Annotated in this window: 20 protein-coding genes and 1 tRNA gene; 8 read left to right on the top strand and 13 right to left on the bottom strand. The window is 51.5% G+C overall.

What is annotated here, in order from left to right; translation table 11 throughout:
• Window positions 1–2: 2 nt before the first annotated feature.
• Complete coding sequence (gene argF, locus WN16_RS06355) at window positions 3–1007, bottom strand: ornithine carbamoyltransferase (protein WP_044699134.1); 1005 nt, start codon at window positions 1005–1007, stop codon at window positions 3–5.
• 163 nt (window positions 1008–1170) lie between these two features.
• On the opposite strand from argF, the gene rraB reads away from it, so the two are divergent.
• The 3 genes from rraB (at window position 1171) to WN16_RS06370 (ending at window position 3401) form a co-directional block, all read left to right on the top strand.
• Window positions 1171–1596 carry a ribonuclease E inhibitor RraB gene (gene rraB / locus WN16_RS06360; protein WP_003025845.1) on the top strand — a complete coding sequence of 142 codons (426 nt, stop codon included), beginning with the start codon at window positions 1171–1173 and terminating at the stop codon, window positions 1594–1596.
• Window positions 1597–1647: 51 nt separating this feature from the next.
• Window positions 1648–2406 carry a tRNA isopentenyl-2-thiomethyl-A-37 hydroxylase MiaE gene (miaE, locus tag WN16_RS06365; protein ID WP_044699132.1) on the top strand — a complete coding sequence of 253 codons (759 nt, stop codon included), beginning with the start codon at window positions 1648–1650 and terminating at the stop codon, window positions 2404–2406.
• A gap of 164 nt (window positions 2407–2570) precedes the next feature.
• On the top strand, window positions 2571–3401 hold the full coding sequence (locus WN16_RS06370; RefSeq protein WP_003839625.1) for a hypothetical protein: 831 nt from the start codon (window positions 2571–2573) through the stop codon (window positions 3399–3401).
• Between the two features lie 26 nt (window positions 3402–3427).
• Here the strand turns inward: WN16_RS06370 and WN16_RS06375 are convergent, their stop codons facing one another.
• The 4 genes from WN16_RS06375 to pepA form a co-directional block, all read right to left on the bottom strand.
• Window positions 3428–3931 (bottom strand): GNAT family N-acetyltransferase, encoded by a 504-nt coding sequence (locus WN16_RS06375; protein WP_003844894.1) that lies wholly within the window; start codon window positions 3929–3931, stop codon window positions 3428–3430.
• 208 nt (window positions 3932–4139) lie between these two features.
• Window positions 4140–6995, bottom strand: a complete 2856-nt coding sequence (locus WN16_RS06380; RefSeq protein ID WP_088169061.1) for a valine--tRNA ligase — start codon at window positions 6993–6995, stop codon at window positions 4140–4142.
• Window positions 6995–7438 carry a DNA polymerase III subunit chi gene (gene holC, locus WN16_RS06385; RefSeq protein ID WP_003025862.1) on the bottom strand — a complete coding sequence of 148 codons (444 nt, stop codon included), beginning with the start codon at window positions 7436–7438 and terminating at the stop codon, window positions 6995–6997. Before holC ends, WN16_RS06380 begins: the two co-directional genes overlap by 1 nt.
• Before the next feature lie 118 nt (window positions 7439–7556).
• Window positions 7557–9068, bottom strand: coding sequence for a leucyl aminopeptidase (gene pepA / locus WN16_RS06390; RefSeq protein WP_003025870.1), 1512 nt, complete (start codon window positions 9066–9068; stop codon window positions 7557–7559).
• 153 nt (window positions 9069–9221) lie between these two features.
• Between pepA and WN16_RS24490 the strand changes: the two genes are divergently transcribed.
• The 3 genes from WN16_RS24490 (at window position 9222) to lptG (ending at window position 11517) form a co-directional block, all read left to right on the top strand.
• Entirely contained in the window at window positions 9222–9272 is a 51-nt protein-coding gene (locus WN16_RS24490) for a hypothetical protein (RefSeq protein WP_212723231.1), read from the top strand.
• A gap of 62 nt (window positions 9273–9334) precedes the next feature.
• Window positions 9335–10435 (top strand): LPS export ABC transporter permease LptF, encoded by a 1101-nt coding sequence (gene lptF / locus WN16_RS06400; RefSeq protein WP_003839630.1) that lies wholly within the window; start codon window positions 9335–9337, stop codon window positions 10433–10435.
• Window positions 10435–11517: an LPS export ABC transporter permease LptG gene (gene lptG / locus WN16_RS06405; protein WP_003025875.1), complete on the top strand. Its 1083-nt coding sequence runs from the start codon at window positions 10435–10437 to the stop codon at window positions 11515–11517. The genes lptF and lptG overlap by 1 nt, the downstream gene beginning before the upstream one ends.
• Window positions 11518–11618: 101 nt before the next feature.
• Here the strand turns inward: lptG and WN16_RS06410 are convergent, their stop codons facing one another.
• Window positions 11619–13121: a helicase HerA-like C-terminal domain-containing protein gene (locus WN16_RS06410; protein ID WP_003839633.1), complete on the bottom strand. Its 1503-nt coding sequence runs from the start codon at window positions 13119–13121 to the stop codon at window positions 11619–11621.
• Between the two features lie 147 nt (window positions 13122–13268).
• Window positions 13269–14288 (bottom strand): NAD(P)-dependent alcohol dehydrogenase, encoded by a 1020-nt coding sequence (locus WN16_RS06415; RefSeq protein WP_044699125.1) that lies wholly within the window; start codon window positions 14286–14288, stop codon window positions 13269–13271.
• A gap of 220 nt (window positions 14289–14508) precedes the next feature.
• Here WN16_RS06415 and WN16_RS06420 point away from each other — a divergent pair.
• Together WN16_RS06420 and WN16_RS06425 are read left to right on the top strand one after the other, a co-directional pair.
• Window positions 14509–14593 (top strand) — tRNA-Leu (locus tag WN16_RS06420).
• A gap of 198 nt (window positions 14594–14791) precedes the next feature.
• A complete protein-coding gene (locus tag WN16_RS06425) occupies window positions 14792–16054 on the top strand; it encodes an integrase arm-type DNA-binding domain-containing protein (protein WP_063844613.1) in 1263 nt (420 codons plus the stop codon).
• Between the two features lie 181 nt (window positions 16055–16235).
• Here WN16_RS06425 and WN16_RS24415 read toward each other — a convergent pair whose 3' ends face one another.
• The 6 genes from WN16_RS24415 to WN16_RS06450 form a co-directional block, all read right to left on the bottom strand.
• Window positions 16236–16742 (bottom strand): hypothetical protein, encoded by a 507-nt coding sequence (locus WN16_RS24415; RefSeq protein WP_063844615.1) that lies wholly within the window; start codon window positions 16740–16742, stop codon window positions 16236–16238.
• An 84-nt stretch (window positions 16743–16826) separates the two neighbouring features.
• Window positions 16827–19697, bottom strand: coding sequence for a DEAD/DEAH box helicase family protein (locus WN16_RS06435; protein ID WP_063844616.1), 2871 nt, complete (start codon window positions 19695–19697; stop codon window positions 16827–16829).
• Complete coding sequence (locus tag WN16_RS24495) at window positions 19694–20119, bottom strand: hypothetical protein (RefSeq protein WP_242673182.1); 426 nt, start codon at window positions 20117–20119, stop codon at window positions 19694–19696. The genes WN16_RS06435 and WN16_RS24495 overlap by 4 nt, the downstream gene beginning before the upstream one ends.
• A gap of 11 nt (window positions 20120–20130) precedes the next feature.
• The gene (locus tag WN16_RS06440) at window positions 20131–21315 is read right to left on the bottom strand and encodes a site-specific DNA-methyltransferase (RefSeq protein WP_242673183.1); all 1185 of its coding nucleotides are present in this window, start codon (window positions 21313–21315) and stop codon (window positions 20131–20133) included.
• Window positions 21316–21324: 9 nt separating this feature from the next.
• The gene (locus WN16_RS06445; protein WP_063844618.1) at window positions 21325–23712 is read right to left on the bottom strand and encodes a S8 family peptidase; all 2388 of its coding nucleotides are present in this window, start codon (window positions 23710–23712) and stop codon (window positions 21325–21327) included.
• A 9-nt stretch (window positions 23713–23721) separates the two neighbouring features.
• Entirely contained in the window at window positions 23722–24702 is a 981-nt protein-coding gene (locus tag WN16_RS06450; RefSeq protein ID WP_048887777.1) for an ATP-binding protein, read from the bottom strand.
• Window positions 24703–24705 lie beyond the last annotated feature (3 nt).

A 24705-nucleotide genomic window follows, 5' to 3' on the forward strand; every position in this document is an offset into this window, starting at 1 on the left:
CCTCACTTCGCCAGCGTCGCCACCATCACCGCTTTGATGGTGTGCATCCGGTTTTCCGCCTGATCAAATACGATGCTGGCGGGTGATTCAAAGACCTCATCGGTCACTTCCATACCGCCGTGCAGACCATATTCCTGTGCCATTTGTTTGCCAAGCGTGGTTTGATCGTCATGAAACGCGGGCAGGCAGTGCAGGAATTTCACCTGTGGATTGCCGGTCAACGCCATCATCGTGCTATTAACCTGGTACTTACGCAGCAGCGCAATACGTTCGGCCCACTTCTCTTTTGCTTCGCCCATTGATACCCAGACGTCGGTATAGATAAAGTCCGCACCTTTCACGCCCGCGGCGACATCTTTGGTCAGCGTAATATTGCCGCCGTTTTTCTGCGCCAGCGCTTTGCACTCTGCAACCAGACTTTCCTCTGGCCAGCAGGCCTGCGGTGCGACCAGGCGCAGATCCAGCCCGGTTAACGCAGCGGCTTCCAGCATGGAATTGCCCATATTGTTGCGGGCATCACCGGTGTAGACCAGCGTCATCTCATTAAACGCTTTACCCGGCAGGTGTTCCTGCATAGTTAACAGATCCGCCAGCAACTGGGTGGGATGAAACTCGTTGGTTAATCCGTTCCACACCGGAACTCCGGCATATTCCGCCAGCGTCTCGACAATCTCCTGGCCGTGTCCCCGATACTGAATACCGTCGTACATGCGGCCGAGCACGCGGGCGGTGTCTTTGATCGACTCTTTATGGCCAATCTGGCTGCCGCTTGGCCCGAGATACGTCACGCGAGCGCCCTGGTCGTATGCGGCAACTTCGAAAGAGCAACGGGTGCGGGTTGAGTCTTTTTCGAAGATGAGCGCGATGTTTTTACCGGTGAGCTTTGCGACTTCAGTGCCGTTTTTCTTATCTGCCTTTAGCTGCGCGGCGAGCTGGAGCAGTGACGTGAGTTCAGCAGAGGTGAAATCAAGCAGTTTCAAAAAATGTTTATGATAAAACGCAGACATGGTTCCCTCACATGGCTTAGGCCATTTATTGAATTAAAATTCAATTTATATGGATGTTTATTCATTTGCAACCTTGTTTAACAAATCTTTCCTGGAAAGGTGGAGGCAATGACAGCGGTATGTGACAATAAGAGTATCGGCAGGACATTATGAGGAACGAGCCATGGCAAACCCGGAACTACTGGAAGAACAGCGTGAAGAAACGCGCTTGATTATTGAAGAGTTACTCGAAGATGGCAGCGATCCAGACGCGCTGTACACCATTGAGCATCACCTTTCCGCGGATGACTTCGAAACCCTGGAAAAAGCGGCAGTAGAAGCCTTCAAGCTGGGTTATGAAGTGACCGAGCCGGAAGAGCTGGAAGTGGAAGAAGGCGACACGGTTATTTGCTGTGACATTTTGAGCGAATGTGCACTGAATGCGGAGTTGATCGATGCTCAGGTTGAGCAGCTGATGAACCTGGCTGAAAAATATGATGTGGAATACGACGGTTGGGGCACCTATTTTGAAGACCCGAACGGCGAAGAAGGTGAAGACGGCGACGATGAAGATCTCGTCGACGAAGATGATGACGGCGTGCGTCACTAAGTCATCTACTGACCTGCGGTAGCCCAGGCTGCCGCAGGCCAAGGACAATGTATGGATTATCTGCAAATACTCTCCCCGATTCACAATTTCCTGCACTGTAAAACGCCCCAGGCCTGGCTTGATAAAGCGCGAGACCCGGCTAATCTGCCTCTGTTATTGACCGACCACCTCGTCTGTGAGCTGAAAGCGGCGCAAACGGCGATGCTGCTGGTGCGTAAGTATGTCGCAGATAAACAGGGATCTCAGGCGCTGCTGGACTGGCTGAAACCCTATGAAGCGTTTGCTTTCAGAGAAGGGGATGAGCCGGATTTTATCGCGCTGAATAAACAGATAAGCAAAAGCGTGATGCCGCAAACCTACGATCCGTGGGGACGCAAGCTTATCGACAGCATGGTTTTGCTGATCAAAGAAGAACTGCATCATTTCTGGCAGGTGCGTGAGGCGATGATGAGTCGCAACATTCCCTATATTAAGATTACCGCCAGCCGTTACGCCAAAGGTATGCTCAAAGAGGTGCGCACCCACGAGCCGCTGACGTTAATCGATAAACTGATTTGCGGGGCTTACATTGAGGCGCGTTCCTGTGAACGGTTCGCCGCGCTCGCACCGTATCTGGATGACGATTTGCAGGCGTTTTATCTGTCGCTGCTGCGATCCGAGGCGCGGCACTATCAGGATTACCTGGCGCTGGCGCAGCAGGTTTCAGCCGATGATATCAGTAGCCGGGTGCGGTTTTTTGGCGAAGTAGAAGCCGCGTTGATCACCTCTCCTGACGATGAATTCCGCTTCCACAGCGGTGTGCCAGCTTAGTTCCTTTCTTTGACGCGCGGTGCCCATCGCCGCGCGGTTTAATCCTTCCTGTTTCTGTTAGCAAAATCTGGTGGCTGGAAATAGCTCGCTGCTGCCGTAATAATCAAAACATCGAAGGGGAAATATATCCCTGTAACAGAGACGATTTGGCATAAGGATGGTTAATGAACTGGGCACACGTTTTGTTGGCAGGTTATATCGGGGCGGTGATTGCTATCGTCGTCGGCATGTTTCGCAAAAAAGGCTGGCTGGGCAAGGTCTCTGGCGCGGTGGTCTTTGTGGTGGCGATTATCGCGTGGAATCTGTTTGATGTGCACTACCTGATCCCACGCGAAAGCCCGGATTATGGTCTGACGGATGCGCAGAAATTTGAAAACGCGATGCTGTCCATGCCCGTTTATCAGGTGCTTAAGGAGCAGGAGCCAGCGCTGTGGCAGAACATCCTCACCCAGGCAACGCAGCTGAAAGAGGCGGGGAAAAGCGAACAGCAGATTATCGACGCTATTCAGCCGCAGATCCTACAGGTACAGATGGCGCGTTTGCAGCAGGCGCCTGATGCCAACGTGATCGAGTATATGAAGATTAATCTCGAGCAGATTGCCGCGGTGGCAAAAGTGGGCAATGACGAATGTTTTCGCTTTTTATTCCCGGCAGTGAAAGGCGGGATTAACCCGGTGCGTATTATTCCGCGCGAGCTCATGAACCGTCGTATGGCCAGCGACATGAGTATGATGCACGCGGCCTATGGCCCGAACAAACATACGGTTACGGCGGAAGAAAAACAGTTGGCGCTTCAGGATCTGCAATCCATCAGTCCGGGGCTGGTACAACGCTTTGGACCGGATATCCAAATCATGGCCGATCCGAGTAAAGGCGTGGGCAAAGAGAAAGTCGCCTGTGAAATGGTGCAAGATTTATGGTCACAGGTGCTGAAGCTGCCAACCGCTCGCGCGGCTGGCGTTATTCGACTGATGCTCTCAGCCGAGATGCAGTAACGCGGTTAAAGCCTCTCGGCGTAAGGTCAGAGGGGCTTTAACATTCGCACTTCACAATCTACGTGCCCGGTACAGCCCAGCGCTTCGCTGATATGCTCAAAGCCTAAATGCTCATACAGGCGGATTGCCTCAGTCAGAAAAGCCGTGGTCTCAAGATAGCACTGCTTAAAACCTTGCTCACGGGCATGTTCAAGCGCCATCAGCGCCAGTTTTTTCGCCAGCCCCTGACCGCGCGCGCTCGACAGGAAGTACATCTTTTGCAGCTCGCAAATGTCTGGTTCACTACATCCTAACGGTGCAACACCGCCGCCGCCCACGACTTCACCGTTTTGCTCAACCACCCAGTAGGCCGCGCCCGGCTGGCTGTAAACCTGGAACAATTCGTCCAGATCAGGGTCGGCAACGGTGTAGCCTTTATCGGCGGTCAGGCCGTATTCAGCGGAAACTTTGCGGATAACGCGGGCAATTGCGGCGTTATCATCGGCAGAAATTCGGCGCAGCGTTGCCGCGACGGAGGTAATGGCACTCATAGCGAACTCATGACATAAAAGTGAGACATATGCAGTTAATACCACTGCGGTGAGGGGAAGCGCAAGCGAGGATAATTCAATAAAAAGCCTCTGAGCATATGCGTCAGAGGCTTTTATTGTCTGCGGCGTCGGATGCGCTACGCTTATCCGGCCTACGTTGACGGTGCCTGTTTGCCGGATAAGCGCAAGCGCCATCCGGCAAACAGCTTTACAGCGCGGCGATAATCGCCTGCTGTTCAATCAGCTTGGCTTTCGCTTCTGCATAACCGTCCAGCTTCTCACGCTCTTTGGCGATGACCGCTTCAGGGGCGCGAGCAACGAAACCTTCGTTGGACAGCTTGCCTTCGATACGGGCAATCTCACCTTCGATCTTCGCCACTTCTTTCGCCAGACGCGCCAGCTCATCGTCTTTGTTGATGAGGCCGGCCATCGGGATCAGCAGCTCGGCGCCGTCGATGATTTTGGTCACGGAGACCGGACCTTTATCATCGGCTGGCAGCACGGTGATGCTTTCCAGACGCGCCAGGTTCAGCAGGAAGCTCTTGTTGTCGTTTACACGACGCATTGCGTCCGCGCTGCAACCACGCAGCAGCAGCTCCAGCGGTTTGCCCGGGGCAATATTCATTTCCGCGCGAATATTACGTACGGCAACGATCGCCTGCTTCAGCCATTCGGTATCGGCCAGCGCCGCTTCATCTACCTGAGCCGCGTTATATTCCGGGAACGGCTGCAGCATGATGGTATCTGCGGTGTTGCCACAAATCACCTTCACACGCTGCCAGATGGTTTCGGTGATGAACGGAATGATCGGGTGCGCCAGGCGCAGCAGACCTTCCAGCACGGTCACCAGCGTATTGCGGGTGCCGCGCAGTTCAGCATCAGTTCCTCCGGTCATTACCGGCTTGGTCAGCTCCAGATACCAGTCGCAGAACTGGTTCCAGGTGAACTCGTACAGGATGCCCGCAGCAATATCGAAGCGGAAGTTATCCAGCGCTTCGCGGTACGCTTTGATGGTCTGGTTGAATTCAGCGAGGATCCAGCGGTCTGCCAGAGACAGGGTCATTTCGCCGCCGTTGAAGCCGCAATCATTTCCTTCAGTGTTCATCAGCACGAAGCGGCTGGCGTTCCACAGCTTGTTACAGAAGTTACGGTAACCTTCCAGACGCTTCATATCCCAGTTGATATCGCGGCCGGTCGAAGCCAGCGCCGCCAGGGTAAAGCGCAGGGCGTCGGTGCCGTGCGGCTCAATACCGTTCGGGAACTGCTTCTCGGTACGTTTGGCAATCTTCTCGGCCAGCTGCGGCTGCATCATGTTGCCGGTGCGTTTCTCCAGCAGCTCCGGCAGTGAGATACCGTCGACCATATCCAGCGGGTCGATAACGTTGCCCTTGGATTTGGACATCTTCTGGCCTTCGTCGTCGCGAATCAGACCGGTCATGTAGACGGTATGGAACGGAACCTGCGGCTTGCCGTTTTCATCTTTGATGAAGTGCATGGTCATCATGATCATGCGGGCAATCCAGAAGAAGATAATGTCGAAGCCGGAGACCATCACGCTGGTTGGGTGGAACTGACGCAGCGCGTCGGTGTTTTCCGGCCAGCCGAGCGTGGAGAAGGTCCACAGCGCGGAGGAGAACCAGGTATCCAGAACGTCTTCGTCCTGACGAAGCTGAACGTCGGCGCCGAGGTTGTTTTCCTGACGCACTTCGTCTTCGGTACGGCCAACATATACGTTGCCGTCGTTGTCATACCATGCCGGGATACGGTGACCCCACCACAGCTGACGGGAAATACACCAGTCCTGAATATCGCGCATCCAGGAGAAGTACATGTTTTCGTACTGCTTCGGTACGAACTGGATGTCGCCGTTTTCAACCGCTTCAACCGCCGGTTTTGCCAGCACGTCGGCACGGACGTACCACTGGTCGGTCAGCATCGGTTCGATAACCACACCGCCACGGTCGCCGTAAGGAACGGTCAGATCGTGAGGTTTGATCTCTTCCAGCAGGCCCATCGCATCAATGGCAGCGACGATCGCTTTACGCGCGGCAAAGCGTTCCAGCTTCTGGAACTCAGCCGGGATTTCATTGGAGTAAACGTCGGACTCTTCACCTTTGGTGTCGTACACTTCCGCGGTTTCACGGATGTCACCGTCAAAGGTCAGAATGTTGATCATCGGCAGGCCGTGACGTTTCCCGACTTCGTAGTCGTTAAAGTCGTGTGCCGGGGTGATCTTCACGCAGCCGGTACCTTTTTCCATATCGGCGTGTTCATCACCGACAATCGGAATGCGGCGGTTAACCAGCGGCAGGATAACGAATTTGCCGATCAGATCTTTATAGCGTGGATCTTCCGGGTTCACGGCCACGCCGGTGTCGCCCAGAATGGTTTCCGGACGGGTGGTCGCCACGACCAGGTAATCTTTACCGTCAGCGGTTTTCGCACCGTCGGCCAGCGGATAGCGGATGTGCCACATCGAGCCTTTAGACTCGCGGTTTTCCACTTCCAGGTCAGAAATAGCGGTGCGCAGTTTCGGGTCCCAGTTGACCAGGCGCTTGCCACGGTAAATCAGGTCTTCTTTGTACAGGCGAACGAAGACTTCTTTCACGGCATTGGAAAGGCCTTCGTCCATGGTGAAGCGCTCGCGCTCCCAGTCAACGGAGTTGCCGAGACGGCGCATCTGACGGGTAATGGTGCCGCCGGATTCCGCTTTCCACTGCCAAATTTTATCGATAAACGCTTCGCGACCGTAGTCGTGACGGGTTTTACCTTCTTCAGCGGCAATCTTACGCTCAACCACCATCTGGGTAGCGATACCCGCGTGGTCGGTACCAGCCTGCCACAGGGTGTTTTTACCCTGCATGCGCTGGTAGCGAATCATGGTATCCATGATGGTTTGCTGGAAAGCATGACCCATATGCAAACTGCCGGTGACGTTCGGCGGCGGGATCATGATGCAGAAGGACTCTTTGCTTTCATCGCCGTTAGGTTTGAAATAGCCCTGCTTTTCCCAGTGCTCGTAAAGCGGCTGTTCGATATCTTGTGGGTTGTATGTCTTTTCCATTATTTCCAGGTTGCCGTATTCAGGTTAAAACCAGCCACGCGGTAAGCTTTGTAGCGATCGCGTGCCGATTGTTTCAAAGAATCTTCGTAAGGAACGAAGTCTATCACTTCTGTGAAAGCGGTGGCAAAATCTGCAAAGCCAACGCGCAAACTGATGAGCAGGTCGCGCGGGCTGCTATTGCGTTTCTCCGGCCAGGCAATCTCTACCGGCGCGCCGCCTCTGGGGCCTTCGCCCGCCAGATTATGCGGAACAAAGCTTTCTGCCGGTCTTGCCCACAGGGCTTCATCCAGTCGAAGAGCCTGCTTTTCGTTTTCACAGGCGATAAGCACGCGCTTGCCAGCCCGCCAACGTTCTGCGGCAATTTCACACACCAGTTGCTCGACGGCGCTTAAACCATCTTGTTGTGTGTCGTTGTCCAGAAGATAGAACGTCGCATTCTTCATATATGGGGCTTCTTGTGGTGGATTTAAATGCAAAGCCGGGTGGCGCTACGCTTACCCGGCCTACGGTTGAGTGACGTTGTAGGCCGGGTAAGGCGAAGCCGCCACCCGGCGTTTTACATCACTCTTCGCCGTTAAAACCCGCGCGATTGAGCAGGAACTGCGACAGTAACGCGACCGGACGACCGGTTGCACCTTTGGCCTTACCGGAACGCCATGCGGTACCGGCGATATCCAGGTGCGCCCAGTTGTACTTACGGGTAAAGCGTGACAGGAAGCAGCCCGCGGTAATGGCGCCGCCAGGGCGTCCGCCGATGTTCGCCATATCCGCAAAGTTAGACTCTAACTGCTCCTGGTATTCATCACCCAGCGGCAAACGCCACGCGCGGTCGCCAGCCTGCTCGGACGCACCGATCAGCTCATGCGCCAGCGGGTTGTGGTTCGACATCAGGCCGGTGATGTGATGGCCCAGCGCAATCACGCACGCGCCGGTCAGGGTCGCAACGTCAATCACCGCCTCCGGCTCAAAGCGCTCGACGTAGGTTAACACGTCGCACAGCACCAGACGGCCTTCGGCGTCGGTATTGAGCACTTCAACGGTCTGACCAGACATGGTGGTCAGCACGTCGCCTGGGCGATACGCGCGGCCACCCGGCATATTTTCGCAGCCCGCCAGTACGCCGACGACGTTGATGGGCAACTGAAGCTCGGCAACCATGCGCATTACGCCGTACACAGCCGCCGCGCCGCACATGTCGTACTTCATCTCATCCATGCCTTCGGCTGGTTTGATGGAGATACCGCCGGAGTCGAAGGTTAACCCTTTACCGACCAGTACAATTGGACGCGCGTCTTCGGACGGGTTGCCTTTGTACTCGATGACTGACATCAGCGACTCGTTCTGCGAACCGTGACCGACGGCGAGATAAGAGTGCATACCCAGCTCTTTCATCTGCTGCTCGCCGATCACGCGGGTCACAACATTTTTGCTGTAGCTGTCTGCCAGCTGACGCGCCTGAGAGGCCAGATAAGCTGCGTTACAGATGTTCGGCGGCATGTTGCCGAGATCTTTCGCCGCTTTAATGCCAGCGGCGATTGCCAGACCGTGTTGGATCGCACGCTCACCGCTGGTCAGCTCGCGGCGGGTCGGCACGTTGAAGACCATTTTACGCAGCGGGCGACGCGGCTCGCTTTTGTTGGTCTTCAACTGGTCAAAGCTGTACAGCGTTTCCTGTGCCGTCTCAACGGCCTGGCGCACTTTCCAGTAGTTATTGCGCCCTTTGACGTGCAGCTCAGTCAGAAAGCAGACGGCTTCCATTGAGCCAGTATCATTCAGCGTATTGATGGTTTTCTGAATGACCTGCTTGTACTGGCGCTCGTCAAGTTCGCGCTCTTTGCCACAACCAATGAGGAGAATTCGCTCAGACAGAACGTTAGGAACATGGTGCAGCAACAGGGTTTGACCCGGTTTGCCTTCCAGTTCGCCACGACGCAGCAGTGCGCTGATGTACCCGTCGCTGATCTTGTCGAGCTGCTCTGCAATCGGAGAGAGGCGGCGTGGTTCAAAGACACCCACGACGATGCACGCACTCCGCTGTTTCTCCGGGCTACCGCTTTTTACACTGAACTCCATGCACTACGCTCCTGAATCTTAAAGACAACGGCGGTGGCTACGGATAGAATTGCAAGCTTTCGTAACTCATACCCGCTGTTGCGGTGACTTCGTGTTAATCTTAACGTTATTACGGCATTGGCACGTCAGAACAATTTCTGAGAGGTGGATCCGTTGAGTATAATGATCTTAGCGACGATTTCGACGACTCAAGAGAATAAATGACGTTTAAGCCATGAAACAAGCTAAATTCCGGCAAAAGACGGGTTTTTACGGGCGTATTTAAAGTGATAATCATAAGATATCTGGTTCGGGAAACGCTCAAAAGCCAACTTGCGATCCTATTCATCCTGCTTTTGATCTTCTTTTGTCAAAAGTTGGTCAGGATCCTTGGTGCGGCTGTTGACGGTGATATCCCGGCAAATCTGGTGCTCTCGCTGCTGGGGCTGGGCGTGCCAGAAATGGCGCAACTTATCTTGCCCTTAAGCCTGTTCCTCGGGCTGCTGATGACGCTGGGCAAACTGTATACCGAAAGTGAAATTACGGTCATGCATGCCTGCGGGCTGAGCAAGGCTGTGCTTGTTAAAGCGGCGATGGTGCTGGCGTTGTTTACCAGTATTATTGCGGCGGTCAACGTGATGTGGGCCGGACCGTGGTCCTCCAGACATCAGGACGAAGTCCTGGCAGAGGCGAAAGCGAACCCCGGTATGGCGGCGCTTGCTCAGGGGCAATTCCAGCAGGCGACCAACGGCAGTTCGGTGCTGTTTATCGAAAGCGTTGACGGCAGCAACTTCAAAGACGTGTTTCTCGCGCAAATCCGCCCGAAAGGCAACGCTCGTCCTTCGGTCGTCGTAGCCGATTCCGGACATCTTACCCAATTGCGCGATGGCTCTCAGGTTGTGACGCTAAACCAGGGGACGCGCTTTGAAGGTACCGCGCTGCTGCGCGATTTCCGCATTACCGACTTCCAGGATTATCAGGCGATTATCGGCCATCAGGCCGTGGCGCTGGATCCAAACGATACCGAACAGATGACCATGCGTACGCTGCTGGCGACCGACACCGATCGCGCCCGCGCGGAGCTGACCTGGCGTATCACGTTAGTATTCACCGTATTTATGATGGCGCTGATGGTTGTACCGCTGAGCGTGGTAAACCCGCGTCAGGGTCGCGTGTTGTCGATGCTGCCAGCAATGCTGCTCTATTTGCTGTTCTTCCTGGTTCAGACATCGCTGAAGTCGAACGGTGGTAAAGGTAAGCTGGATCCGGTGTTCTGGATGTGGGTGGTTAACCTGGCTTATCTGGCGCTGGCGATTGTGCTTAACCTCTGGGATACGGTGCCGATGCGCCGCTTGCGTGCCCGTTTTATGCGTAAAGGAGCGGTATAATGCAGCCTTTTGGTGTACTTGACCGCTATATCGGTAAAACCATTTTCACCACCATCATGATGACGCTGTTCATGCTGGTGTCGCTCTCCGGGATCATCAAGTTCGTTGACCAGCTGAAAAAAGCCGGGCAGGGGAGCTACGATGCGATGGGCGCCGGGCTGTATACCCTGCTCAGTGCGCCGAAAGATATCCAGATCTTCTTCCCGATGGCGGCGCTGCTGGGGGCATTGCTGGGGCTGGGCATGCTGGCCCAGCGCAGTGAACTGGTGGTGATGCAGGCTTCTGGCTTTACCCGTATGCAGGTGGCGTTATCGGTGATGAAAACCGCGATTCCGCTGGTGCTGCTGACGATGGCCATTGGCGAATGGGTCGCACCGCAGGGTGAACAGATGGCGCGTAACTACCGTGCGCAGCAGATGTACGGCGGCTCGCTGCTCTCTACCCAGCAGGGTTTGTGGGCGAAAGACGGTGACAGCTTTGTCTACATCGAGCGGGTGAAAGGCGAGGCCGAGTTGGGCGGGATTAGCATCTACTCGTTTAACGACAAGCGCCGTCTGCAGTCTGTACGCTACGCTGCGAGCGCGACGTTTGACCCGGAGCAGAAGGTTTGGCGTTTGTCGCAGGTGGATGAATCCAACCTGACCGATCCGAAACAAATCACCGGCTCGCAGACGGTGAGCGGCACCTGGAAAACCAATCTCACGCCCGACAAGCTCGGCGTCGTGGCGTTGGATCCTGACGCGCTGTCGATTAGCGGACTGCATAACTACGTGAAGTACCTGAAGTCGAGCGGCCAGGATGCCGGACGCTACCAGCTCAATATGTGGAGCAAAGTCTTCCAGCCTCTGTCAGTGGCGGTCATGATGCTGATGGCGCTGTCGTTTATCTTTGGTCCGCTGCGTAGCGTCCCGATGGGTGTGCGTGTGGTGACGGGGATTAGCTTCGGTTTTGTGTTCTATGTGCTGGACCAAATCTTTGGCCCGCTGACGCTGGTGTACGGCATTCCGCCGATTATCGGTGCGCTGCTGCCAAGCGCCAGCTTCTTCCTGATAAGCCTGTGGCTGATGCTGCGTAAATCGTAATCATAGTAATCGTAGGCCTGATGGCGTTGCGCTTTTCAGGCCTACTCCGGACCCGTAGGCCGGATAAGGCGTTAAGCCGCCATCCGGCAACGTAATACGGGCTAGCGTTTTCTCCCGCCCATCAAACTCCCCAACATGCCGCGGATTATCTGATTAGTAACCTGTCGTGCCGCGCTTTTCGCCACGCTCTGTACCACGCCATCACGCTTGCCGCCGCGCGGCCCTGTGCTGCCAAATAAAATATCCTTCAATCCACCGAGGATACCGCCATCCACCTCGACCGCTTTACCGTTGGCGGGAGGCGTATTTTGCTGCTCGGTACTGGCCTGCACGCCTTGCTGTAAACGTTCATAGGCGGACTCTCGGTCGATATCTTCTTCATATTTGCCGTACAGCGAAGAGTGATTAATCAGCCCGTTGCGCTCGTCGTCCGTCACCGGTCCCATCCGTGAGCACGGCGCAATCACCATCGCCCGTTCAACCACCGACGGGCTGCCTTTGGCGTCCAGAAACGACACCAGCGCCTCGCCGGTTCCCAGCTCCTGAATGGCTTTTTCGGTATCAAATGCCGGGTTGGCGCGCATGGTTTGCGCCGCGGTTTTCACTGCTTTCTGATCTTTCGGCGTGAACGCGCGCAAGGCGTGCTGCACGCGGTTCCCCAACTGGCCAAGCACGTTGTCCGGAATATCCGACGGGTTTTGCGAGACGAACCACACGCCGACCCCTTTCGAGCGGATCAGACGGATCACCTGTTCGATTTTATCCAGCAACACCTGCGGGGCATCGTTGAACAGCAGATGCGCTTCATCAAAGAAGAACACCAGTTTTGGTTTCTCCAGATCGCCCGCTTCCGGCAACTGTTCGTACAGTTCTGAGAGCATCCACAGCAGGCTGGCGGCGTACAGTTTGGGCATCTGGTAGAGCTTCTCGGCGCTGAGGATATTAATCATCCCTTTGCCGCTGGCGTCGGTACGCATCCAGTCTTTGATGTCCAGCATCGGTTCGCCAAAGAAGTGTGCCGCTCCCTGCTGCTCCAGCGACAGCAGTCCGCGCTGGATAGCCCCGACCGAAGCGCTGCTGATATTGCCGTACTGATTCTGGAAGGATTTAGCGTTATCGCCGATGTACTGAGTAATGGCCCGCAGGTCTTTGAAATCGAGCAGCAGCAGGCCCTGGTCATCGGCAATGCGGAAGATAATATCCAGCACGCCGGACTGAACGTCGTTGAGATTCAACAGACGGGCCAGCAGCAGCGGTCCGAGGTCAGATACCGTGGCTCGCACCGGGTGACCCTTTTCGCCGAAGATATCCCACACCGTGACCGGATTACCATGCGGTTGCCAGTCGGTAATGCCGATGTTTTTCAGGCGGGCGAGTAGCTTTTCAGAGGCTTGTCCTTCTTCGGCTACGCCGGTTAAGTCACCTTTCACATCGGCCATAAATACCGGTACGCCAATCCCGGACAGCGATTCGGCCAGCTTTTGTAGTGTGACGGTTTTACCGGTCCCGGTCGCGCCGGTAATCAGCCCGTGACGGTTGGCCATGCCTGGCAGTAAAAACAGTTCGGTGTCCGGCGTGCGGGCAATTAGCAGGGGTGCGCTCATTGAGATTTCCTCCATTTATCCTGCCTGGAGTATAGGCAACCGTGACGCACTCTTCACCGCTAAATTGCGGAGATTGTGAGGAGAATTTTACCTGCCTGGAATAGCGGGGAGAATAGCCGGGAAGCTTACGCCACCCGACAAAGACGATCAGAAGTCGGCTTTCAGCACCACGCGGTAGCGGGCTTTGCCGTCACGCACATGCTGGATTGCTTCGTTAATTTGCGACATCGGGTACAGCTCGGTGGTAGGCGACACCTTGCTGCGCCCGGCAAACTTCATCAGCTTGCGCAGCTCGAATGGCGTCCCGGTCGCCGAACCGGAGATGCTGCGATCCCCGGCAATTAAGGTAAACGCCGGAACCGGCAGCGGCTTCAGCACTGCACCGACGGTATGGAAGTTACCGCCGTAGGCCAGCGCTTCAAAATAGGGCTGCCAGTCGAGATCGACGTTAACCGTGTTAATGATGAGATCGAACTGGCCCGCCAGCGCTTTTAGCGCATCTGGATCGCGGCTGTTGACCACCTTATCTGCCCCCATCGCCAGCACTTCCTGCTCTTTCGCCGGATTGGAGCTGAACGCGGTCACTTCGCAGCCCATCGCATGCAACAGCTTAATGGCGATATGCCCCAGGCCGCCGATGCCGATCACCCCGACGCGGCTGGTGGCGGTGATATGGTGCATCAGCAGCGGTTTGAACACCGTAATGCCGCCGCACAATAATGGGCCAGCGGCCGCCAGATCGATACTCTCCGGCAGCGGGATCACCCACTGCCAGTCGGCCCGCAGCTTCTCGGCAAAGCCGCCGCGATTAAGAATAGTGGGAACGGAACCTTCCAGGCAGTTGATTTGATTACCGCTGATACAGGCGTCGCAGTGCCCGCAGCTGCGTGCCGTCCAGCCAACGCCGACGCGTTGACCAACCTTCAGGCCCTTATCCTGCGCCGCGCTGCCGAGCGCCGCCACGCGACCAATCACCTCATGCCCGGCAACCAGCGGATACTGAGAGAACCCCCATTCGTTGTCTATCATCGACAAATCAGAATGGCAGATACCGCAGTAATCGACCTGGACTTCGACATCTTCCGGCTTGAGCTCGCCCGCATCATATTCATAGAGTTCGAGTTCGCTGCCTGCTTCTTTAGCGGCGTAGCTTTTTATCATCGACATCGTGTTTCCCTCAGTGTGGTGTTGAACTGGAAGTGTAGAGCATGGGGAAACGGGACGCTTCGCAGAAGGGGGGATTAAGAAGCGGGTAAACTGTGATGAGGGTTACAGGTAAGAAAGGTAATGCTGAAATTTTCAACACTTAGCGAGCCAGACACACGCTGGCGCTTGCATGGTGGCGCACGACAGGTATAATCCACAACGTTTTCCGCATCCCTTCCGTGCCGGAGTGGCGAAATCGGTAGACGCAGTTGATTCAAAATCAACCGTAGAAATACGTGCCGGTTCGAGTCCGGCCTTCGGCACCATCGGAACATCAATAGACGTCAACGGACGTCTTTTTTTGTGTCTGAAATCCAGTATCCGCAAGGCTTTCCTCGCTTTTTCACTCAACCTAAGTCAACCTGATTCAATCTACATCAACTAACTGATGCGGGTACAACTGCGGGTATATCCCGGTTCGATAATGTTTGTACCCACACAGAACCCTTGAAAGGATACTCATCATGGCTCTGAGTGATGTGAAGGTTCGTTCGGCTAAGCCTGAAGTAAAAGCTTATAAACTTACTGATGGTGAAGGTATGGTTTTGCTTGTTCACCCTAACGGTTCCAAATATTGGCGGCTGCGTTATCGTTTTGGCGGTAAGGAGAAGATGCTGGCGCTTGGGAAATATCCTGAGGTTTCGCTGGCGGATGCCAGGGCTCGTCGCGATGAAGCCCGTAAGCTGTTAGCTAATGGCGTCGATCCCAGTGAGAACAAGAAAGCCGTTAAGGTAGAGCAGGAGCAAGAGGCGATAACGTTTGAAGTGGTAGCTAGAGAGTGGCACGCCAGCAATCAGAAGTGGTCTGCATCGCATAGCGCTCGTGTATTGAAAAGCCTCGAAGATAATCTCTTTGCTGCCATCGGTAAGCGGAACATTGCTGAATTGAAGACACGGGATCTGCTTGTACCCATCAAAGCTGTCGAGTCATCCGGGCGGCTCGAAGTTGCCGCCCGTTTACAACAGCGAACTACTGCGATTATGCGCTTTGCCGTTCAGAGTGGCTTAATCGACTATAACCCCGCGCAGGAGATTGCTGGTGCGGTTGCTACGGCGAAAAGACAGCATCGTGCTGCTTTGGAACTTAATCGCATTCCTGAATTGCTTCACCGCATCGATCACTATTCTGGCAGGCCGTTAACCCGACTGGCGGTTGAACTCACTTTGTTGGTTTTCATCCGTTCAAGCGAGCTGCGTTTTGCCCGTTGGACAGAAGTGGATTTTGAAACGGCTATGTGGACGATCCCTGGTGAGCGTGAACCGCTGGAAGGTGTAAAGCATTCTCAGCGTGGTTCGAAGATGCGGACTCCACATCTTGTACCCTTATCTCGACAAGCTCTTGCCATTCTGGAAAAGATCAAAAGCATGAGTGGAAACCGCGAATTGATTTTCGTTGGTGATCACGATCCGCGTAAGCCGATGAGTGAAAACACGGTGAATAAGGCTTTGCGAGTGATGGGTTACGATACGAAGGTTGAGGTTTGCGGGCATGGTTTCAGGACAATGGCTTGTAGTTCGTTAATCGAGTCGGGATTGTGGTCGAAGGATGCGGTTGAACGGCAGATGAGTCACCAGGAACGTAACTCTGTGCGTGCGGCTTATATTCATAAGGCTGAACACTTGGGGGAGCGTAGGCTGATGGTGCAGTGGTGGGCGGATTATCTGGATGCGAATCGGGAGAAAGGGGTTAGTCCGTTTGATTTTGGGAAAACCAATAATAAAACGTGATTATAATTCAAATTGTTGAATGGCGCTGATCATGGGCGGCGGCGTGAAGTGCCGCCTTTATTCTGCCAAAAATGGATCTATTGGAAGGGATAATGATCATTGTTGCCCTTGGTCGGACAATCTGCTCTCTTCAAGCTCCTTATGAATAAGCCACAGATTTAGTAGGGAGGAGGTGGGATAGTCATTCTGGCAGAACGAAATATAATAAACTCACAAATACACCAATGCTAAAAATATGACGAAAAAGAGAATTTCTTACCAATTCATCCAGACACGTTCCACTCCATGAGCCATTTCCCCAGCCTAATTGAAATAATGTAGACCATGAAATTAAAATAATACCTAATGCGCTGGCACTATTTTTCCATGACAGATGGGGTGTTATTTTTAATGCTCCCGTATAAAAACCAATGCCTGCTATTAAAATGATGATGCTAAAAATATAGACTGTTGTCTTGAGTAACAAAGTTCGTAATTCTTTTAGCCTCTGGGGATGAGAATAGGTATGATTTTTTGGATCAAGACTGTAATTTCCTTGTTTGAGTTTCCGTTGATACTCTTCTTTCTCAAGCTCAAATGCCATTGAGTTTTCGGCTGCGGATAATACAAATAGTTTGGTGTTAGTGATTAAATACCACATGCCTTTATAAACATTCTGCTTTTTAGGGAACTCATTTCCTAGATTCATTTTTTATCTTTTTTTATGTTAAACCATCCTTAGATAGCATTATACCGTCTAAGGATGGTTCTCGTCATTATTCCAAAATAGCTATTATACAGATAAACTATTTGTCATCATAAAATCAGCCATTAGTCCAGAAATTGAACGACTTAACTCAATTTCATCATGGGGGATAAGAGCATATTGCCATGATTTCCCATTAAGTTTCTCAGCATTTTGATTTGCAAATTCGCACCAACGGATAGCCGCTCGCGTTTTGGCCTGAACTTCTGGCGTGTCGATTTCTGTCGCTTTTTTCGGTTCAATCAGGCAATAGCCATTGTCCATTTCGACAACGAAATCAGGTTCATAATTTCTACCATTAGCATATTCGATACGGAACTGACCTGGACGAGGTTTCATCCAACGAATCACTGAGGGGTCATTCTCCAATATTTGAGCTAGGCGGAGCTCCCCATCTACAGAGTCAAATTTCTGATAAGGGTAACAGCATTTAGTAAAACCAGTGAAAATCATCTGGCGGACTTTATTTTTTTCTCCTGCGGGAACTGCAATACGGAAATCTCTCGGTTTTTCATTACCGGCAAAATTGAACGTCGCTGGATGTATTACATCAAAGCCCTGAGTTATACGTCCGGTATAGCCCGTTGGCGTTGTCCACATATTCTGTTTGATTTGCACCCATATAAATTCAGCCAGCTGCCGACCCGCATTTTTCAGAACGGATTCTGAATCTTCCGGCGGCTGATAACTGCACAAATGGTTCACCATCTGTCCGGCCAGTTTGTAAAGCATGTCGGCATGTTCGTCGTAATCAATTTCATCATGGTCGAGCAGATAACGAATGAGATAGTTTTCTAGCCGTTCTTCCGCTTCTCCACCTTCCTGCCAACTGATTGTCCGCTGTTCGTTATTTTCCAGATGCGTGAGTAAGAGCTCTTTACTGCCGGGTTTGAGCGCAATGCGATCCAATCCGGAAAGGTTGAAATCATTAAACCCGTAATTGACTTCACGTTCTGGCAAAACCACGATTCGAGGAATATCGATAGTATATTCCATCAGTTTTTCGGTGATCGTCCCGACCAACTCCTGAACTTCCGTATCCTCCATTGAAAGGAAACTTGGCTGTTCAACTTGCTCTTCAATCATTTCCGTCAAATCGAGTTGATCCGAAGACGATGAGATTTGATGTTGAGTCACTTCCCATTCACGCAAGGCTTGTTGTACCCGTCGAGTTACGTTTGCTTTCACCTCTGGCGTGCTGAGTTGCTGACTGCTGGTTAACCGTTTAGCTTCTTCTGACACCACTTTAAACGTGAGTTCTGCGACTTTACGTTCTGTTTCCGTATTGAGTACCGGTTTTGATATGGAGTTTGTCTGATATATTGCTTGAGGTTCACAAGCCTGCAACCCATTATTATCAATGACTTGATTTCCCAACAGGAATTCAGCCATTGATGGTACGATAATTTGCTGGGGTTTTACTTCTGGAATACCGTTTTCATCATCATCCAGCCCGATATACAGAACTTTCTTGATAATCGAGTCATCGTTATTGGCACGATCGATAATCTCCTGAAAACGGTCATGGGCAATAATCGTCAGGCGATCGACGGCTTCGACGCCGGTTCTTTTGCCGTAGGGAAGGCGCAGTCCTCGGCCTATGGTCTGCTCAGTCAGGATTTCAGAGGCAGAAGCACGTAATGGAACGATAGTGTACAGATTTGTAACGTCCCATCCCTCTTTTAACTTGTTGACATGAATGACGATTTCGGTGTCTTTGTCATGCTCGACGGCCAAAAGTCGCTGCATAGTTTCTTCTGATTCTTCACCCGTTTGGTTCGAGTGAACGGTGATTACTTTGCCTTTGTAAGCGCCATTGAAAAAATCGTCGTGTTCAATGCGTACTTTTAGCCTGTCCGCATGATCGGTATCCTGCGCAACGACTAGCATAAAAGGTTTGACCAGTTTGTTACCGGTGTTGTTGGCAAAGCTGGTTAGTTCCGTTTTCACGTATTCATGATGGTGGATTCCGTCTTCCAGCTTAATTTTTTCCAACTGCTCTTCAGAGTAGTTGGCAGCACGGAATTCTTTGCGCGTAGCAACAGCTGGAATTTTGACGTATCCGTCTTTTAGTGCACGCGAAAGGGGATAGTGATAAATAATATTTTTAAAATCACGTGGGTTTGCACCTACGGTTTTCGGGGTGGCGGTTAATTCAATACCTAATACTGGGTTAAGATCGTTAAGCGCTTGTGCACCCGCACTAGCATAGTAACGGTGGGCTTCATCCATCAAAACAACTAAATCGGGCAAGTTTGCAAGATAGCTAAAATAAGATTCTCCGACGTATTCCTGAATGCGTCGGATTTTAGCGACTTTGGATTTAGTTGCACCTTTGGCATTTTCCAGCGCGTTGATTTTGGAAATATTGAAGATATTAATGTGTGGAGCTGTTTCGCTGCCAAAAAGATCACCCGTTTTGCTTTCAGCAATCGCATAATCCAGACGAACGCCTCGCCCTTCCTGATAGTCATCACCAGTAATTAGTACCGGCGGTGTTTGTGCTAGTTCAGGAATGCCCTGAAAAACATACTTTGGCGAGCCAGGTAAAAAGTCCATCTTGAGTTTCTCATAGATGGTCAGGTTTGGAGCTAGCACGAAAAAATGGCGGCTGCGTCCGGTTAAGTATAACCAAGCAATCATCGCTCCCATTAAGCGTGTTTTACCCACACCTGTAGCTAGTGCAAAGCATAGTGAAGGGAAGGCACGTTCAAATCCTTTCACTGTGGGATACTGCTGACGCAGCAATTCAATCCAGCGATCAAGATCGGGATCTTTGCTGAGACCGAGCTGTTCGAGCACGTCACATAAGATGCGCAATGATTCATCCTGCGGATCGCGCAGTGACAGTCGTGCACTAATCCGATTGGCAATTTTTATGGCGTTGCTTTGGCTCATAATTGTTCTTCGCCTTCAGTATCTTCGTCGTAGTCAATATCGTCAGGTTGTTCTGAATCAGAGAGTACATTTAGCGTAAAGCTATAGTCGTCCTGATCCCATTCGCATTTACTTAGAATGGCACGAGGAATTTTTACCAATGTCAGGTTAGGAAATTCTGCACCTTCGGTCATAAAGGCTTTGCAGCAGATCAACAATGTGCGTTCAGTTCCAACCTCTTCACTTATAACTTTGAGTTGTTCATAAGCCAAAGAACCGGTAGTGACGTAGATGTAATCAGTCTCGGTACTGTAGCCATGATTCCAGTATTGAGTCTGACTTGGTGCATACGTGAAATTCATATGCTTACACATGGCTTCTGTCAGCATTTCAGCGTTGTATTCTTTGTTGATTACCCAATTGCCCCAATGATCTTTTTTCATGAGTGAGGGGGCTAAACGTAGATAGTGAAAACCACCGCCGCCTTGCCAATTCGCCGATTTAGTAACCCCCCCTTATCTTCTCCATCGATGACTTTTTTCAGGCGAGGTACAATATGAGTCTGACAATGATCTCCCAGTTCAACCATAATCCAGCGACGGCCCATTTTGTGAGCAACCGCTCCAGTTGTTCCGGAACCAGCAAATGAATCTAAAACAATATCTCCTTCGCTGGTCGATATCTGTAATATTTTTTGGATTAGTTTTTCAGGTTTTGGTGTATCAAACGTACCTTGAGGGAAAAAATTTCTTGCTTCCCTTTTTGCATCTTGATTATCGCCAGCACTATCTCTGAGCCATAGTGTATCAGGTACAATTCCATTACCAACTTTACTTAAAAATGACTTTAATCGAGGTTTATCTTTGTCATTATTTTCGCCCCACCACAGTAAACCATCAGCAATATGTTGTTCATGCCTTTTTCTGTCATATGCCCAAACACGGGATTCACTTGGGTATACTTCTTCACCTGTTTTAGGATGAGTGATTGGGTAATATAAATTAGGCCTTTCAGATCTGGTTTTTGCGCAGGTATATACAACTGATTGCCACAGTCCTCTAGAGTCGTTATCAGGGTTCTTATAACCTTTAAGTTCATCAGAGCTTCTCTCGAGTTTATTTGGGAACCATTTGTTTTTATTTTTTGCATAAACAAAAATATGATCATGGCTTGTGCTGAACCATTTCGAATCGTTCTGCTTGGAATATTTTTTCTGCCAAACAATATTTGCTACAAAATTAGCTCTGCCGAACACTTCATCACATAAGACTTTTAGATAGTGAGCCTCATTATCATCAATAGTTATCCAAAGTGATCCCTCTTCACTGAGTAACGAACGAAGCAACTCTAATCGGTCTCTCATCATTGAAAGCCACATCGAGTGTTCAAGCCCATCATCATAGTGAGAGAAAGCACTCCCTGTATTATACGGTGGGTCGATAAATATACATTTTATCTTCCCCGCATACTGCTGCTCCAGAGATTTCAACGCCAGCAGATTATCACCATGAATCAGTAGATTTTCACTATCCGCATCACCATAAGACAAATCTTTGTCTTCAAGCAGAATACGCGGCTCCAGACGAGGACGTTTATGTTTACCAATCCAGTTGAGTTCTAATTTTTGCTTCGTTGACATAATCTATTTTTATCCAATACGTGCTCGGGCGCGTTCCTGTTCACGGATCTGCGCCTGAATTTGTGTATAAAGCTGAGCCTGTTCGTTATCACGATCGGTCGCGGTCACTACCAGTGCGTAAGGCTCCTGCTCGCTGCTGAATGCTTCGCCCCAATCTCTGTCCTGACGGGTTACAACGATAAACCATTTTTCATTCGGGTTACGCTGACGGAAAGTCCATACTGATGATTGTACCGTACCGCGTTCCCGCTGTTGAGCAGATACAACCCGGTTAGTTTGGGCATCATCGGAGCGGGTTTCCGTTTCACTCTGCGTCTGGTGATTAAAACTGGCCTGCACCTCATCCAGCGAGCGGCCATTAACCAGCCGGAAGCTGATCCGCGTGGCGGTATAGTCCAGTCGGGTGGTACGCACAGCGGGCGAGTAAGCAAGGGTAACGCGGATCTCACGAGTAGCCCGCTGTGATCTTAAAAAAGAAGCAGGGAAGGGCAGCTCAAAAAACTGGTGGGCGTTATTTTCTATTTGCTCTTCACATCGCATGACCACCACATATTCTGAAGAGCGGTATAAAGCATCTTCATCGATGATGCCGTAACCCGTTACCTCACGTTCTATCTCGCGGTTTTTCGTTGTAGGTGCATTTTTATAACTTTCTCGCATCTCCTGCGGGAAAGCCTGCGCCATCGCCTGAGGGATAGATGCATGATTAACCAGCATTGCCCGTAACATACTGGCGGACATATCCGGGTATTCATTTAACAGGCGTCCAGCCAGATGCGTAATATACGGTGCGGCGAAGCTGGTACCGCTGAGCTCTTTAAACAGGGTAGTGCCCTGAAACTGGTGATGGCAACTTAATACGCCCAAACCACGCATGTGCGCCTGCCATTGCCCTTGCCGCACATTGGAAGCGACACTGCCACCGTGTGCCATCACGTCGGGTTTAAATGCCCCTTTTATTGATGGACCATGTCGGGTAAAAGGTGAAGGTTGATTTTCTGTTGCCGGGCAGAGATGCTGAATATCCTCAGGCCTTCGTTGTGCAGCGTGCGTTGCGTTATGCTTGGCGATGCTGCCCACTGTCAGTACATTGAGTGCAGGAGCTGGATCGATGATAACGCTTGCCTCATGCAACAGGTAATCAGGATACTCATCCCGCCAGCTATTTTGCGGCACAGGCGGTTCATCACTACCTGCAAAATTCCCTGCAGACACAACAAATAGTACATTGTACTGCCTGGACAACGTATCTAATAAATACGCAATCCCGCGGATATGTTTGCCGTCGTAGGGAGCATTAGCGTTTCCCAATGACAGGTTGAAAATGCGGCAGCCGAGATCGGTAAAATATGCAACAGCGGCTGCAAGCGTAGCTTCAATAGTTTCGGCGTTAAATTCAGCCTGCTCGTTCAGTACTTTTCCATTATACAGCCATAGTTGAGGCTGCCAGAAATTGCTCTGGTTACAAGCCTCAACATCACCATACAACGCAATACTGGCAACGGCAGTGCCATGCCCCTGTTCATCAAACGCATCTTGATCGGGAATAAAGCTGGCGCTTTCAGCAATGGCAGTGCTTAACAAAGGATGGTTGGTATTAATACCACTATCCAGAATACATATCCTGGTCGCATTTTCCGCTGGCGAGCTCAGGCGAGCTGGAAGTGTATTGATGTCCCGGTTAATTTGTTGATAACTAATGCCACTAGACGGTGGCAAATCAATAAACCTAACGTCCCGATGAGCTAATAGGTGTTCCGCTTGCGCGAGTGAAACCTCGACCCGGTACATTAACAGGCTGTCCAGATTGACTTTATCCTGCCTGGAAATATCCTGCTCATGTAACCAGTGCTCAAAACGTGTATATAGATCGATACGTTTGGGATGATGCGCAACTTCGATAGGCCAGAGCTCCACATCCAGTTTAAAGCGTTCCGCTACAGGAAAACCATAACGCCGAAGAGCCCAGCTTTTGCGATCTTCCGCAGACCAGCCCTCAATACCGTCAAGCGCCTCCAGGATCTGTTTGTAGGTTAGTTCTGTATTACCTAGACCGAGGGATGACAGATGTTCTGCAAATGTAGCCAGCCCTTGCTCGTCACTAAAGACTACGCAAACTTGTTTATTTTCCTGACTGACAAACTCTACTCCATGATGTATCAATGCCGAAAAATTCATCGTGCCGCTGTAGTTCAGTTTGAGTATATATCGACCATCAGCGGCGCTGCCTGGTACCTGCGTCAGCATCGGGCGCACAGTCTGGAGCTGGTTCAATAACATTTGTCCATGCAGACGTAAATCGCCTCTGCGAATACGAGGCATATTGACTCTGCGGGTCCGTCGGTCATTCTGAAGAGGGGCTTTGGAAATATTTAGATGCTGATAATTCGCCGTCATGGCAGTCCCTTATCTGTGAGTTCTGGCGTTCTCTCGCTGCATCGCGTTTTTTAAATCCTTCAGCGTCAGGAATTCCTGATGGCGCAGGATCATGTGCTTAGTGGCTCGGCGAACAATGCGTTCGATATCTGCACCACTTTTACCATGAAGCAAGGATAACAACTCATTATCGTCCAGTTCAAACTGTCGGCGAATGCCGCGTAGCTTTAACGCCAGCAACTCGCGTAACTGCGTCTGATCTGGCAGAGGAAATTCAATCACTTCATCGAAACGACGCCAAATGGCGCTGTCCAAAATATGTTCATGGTTGGTGGCCGCCAGAATTAGACTTTTGCCCTGATAAGCATCCATCATTTGCAGTACAGCATTGACGACCCTGCGTAATTCACCGTGTTCTCCGCTGTCGCCGCGTTCTTTACCTATTGCATCAAATTCATCGAACAAGACCACCAGCGGATGTTGGGCAATAAAATCAAAAATTTTACGCAGATTTGCGGCTGTTTCACCCAGAAATGAGGATACCAATACATCAAGGCGGACAATTGCCAGCGGCATGTCCAGCTCAAAGGCAATGACCTCCGCTGCCAGCGTTTTACCACAGCCTGGTGGCCCGAAAAACATGATCTTACTGGCTGCTTTCATCCCATAGCTATGCAATACATCGCTACGCCGGTGCTCTTCAAGGAGCTCATCGATCACTGTAGCACTGGTAGCTGGAAGGATCATTTCATCGAGGCTGCGCTGCGGCTGCCGTAGATCCAACAGTGGCAGCCCCCTTTCTTTGTCTACCGGTGCCGGAGGCAACGTAGGTGAACGCGAAGCCTGAACAATGTGATCGCCATAAAGAATATGCTCCAGATCGTTAGCCAGAAGATGGTGCTGTTTCTGACGTTCCTCATCAATAATGGCTTCTGAAACGCGACGGAACGTAGCAGTGTCGCCCGTCGCGCCCGCTTTTATCAGCTGTCTTAATACTTTACCGTTAGCCATTAT

The organism is Citrobacter sp. ABFQG (assembly GCF_004322975.1).
GTDB classification, from domain to species: Bacteria; Pseudomonadota; Gammaproteobacteria; order Enterobacterales; family Enterobacteriaceae; genus Citrobacter; species Citrobacter freundii.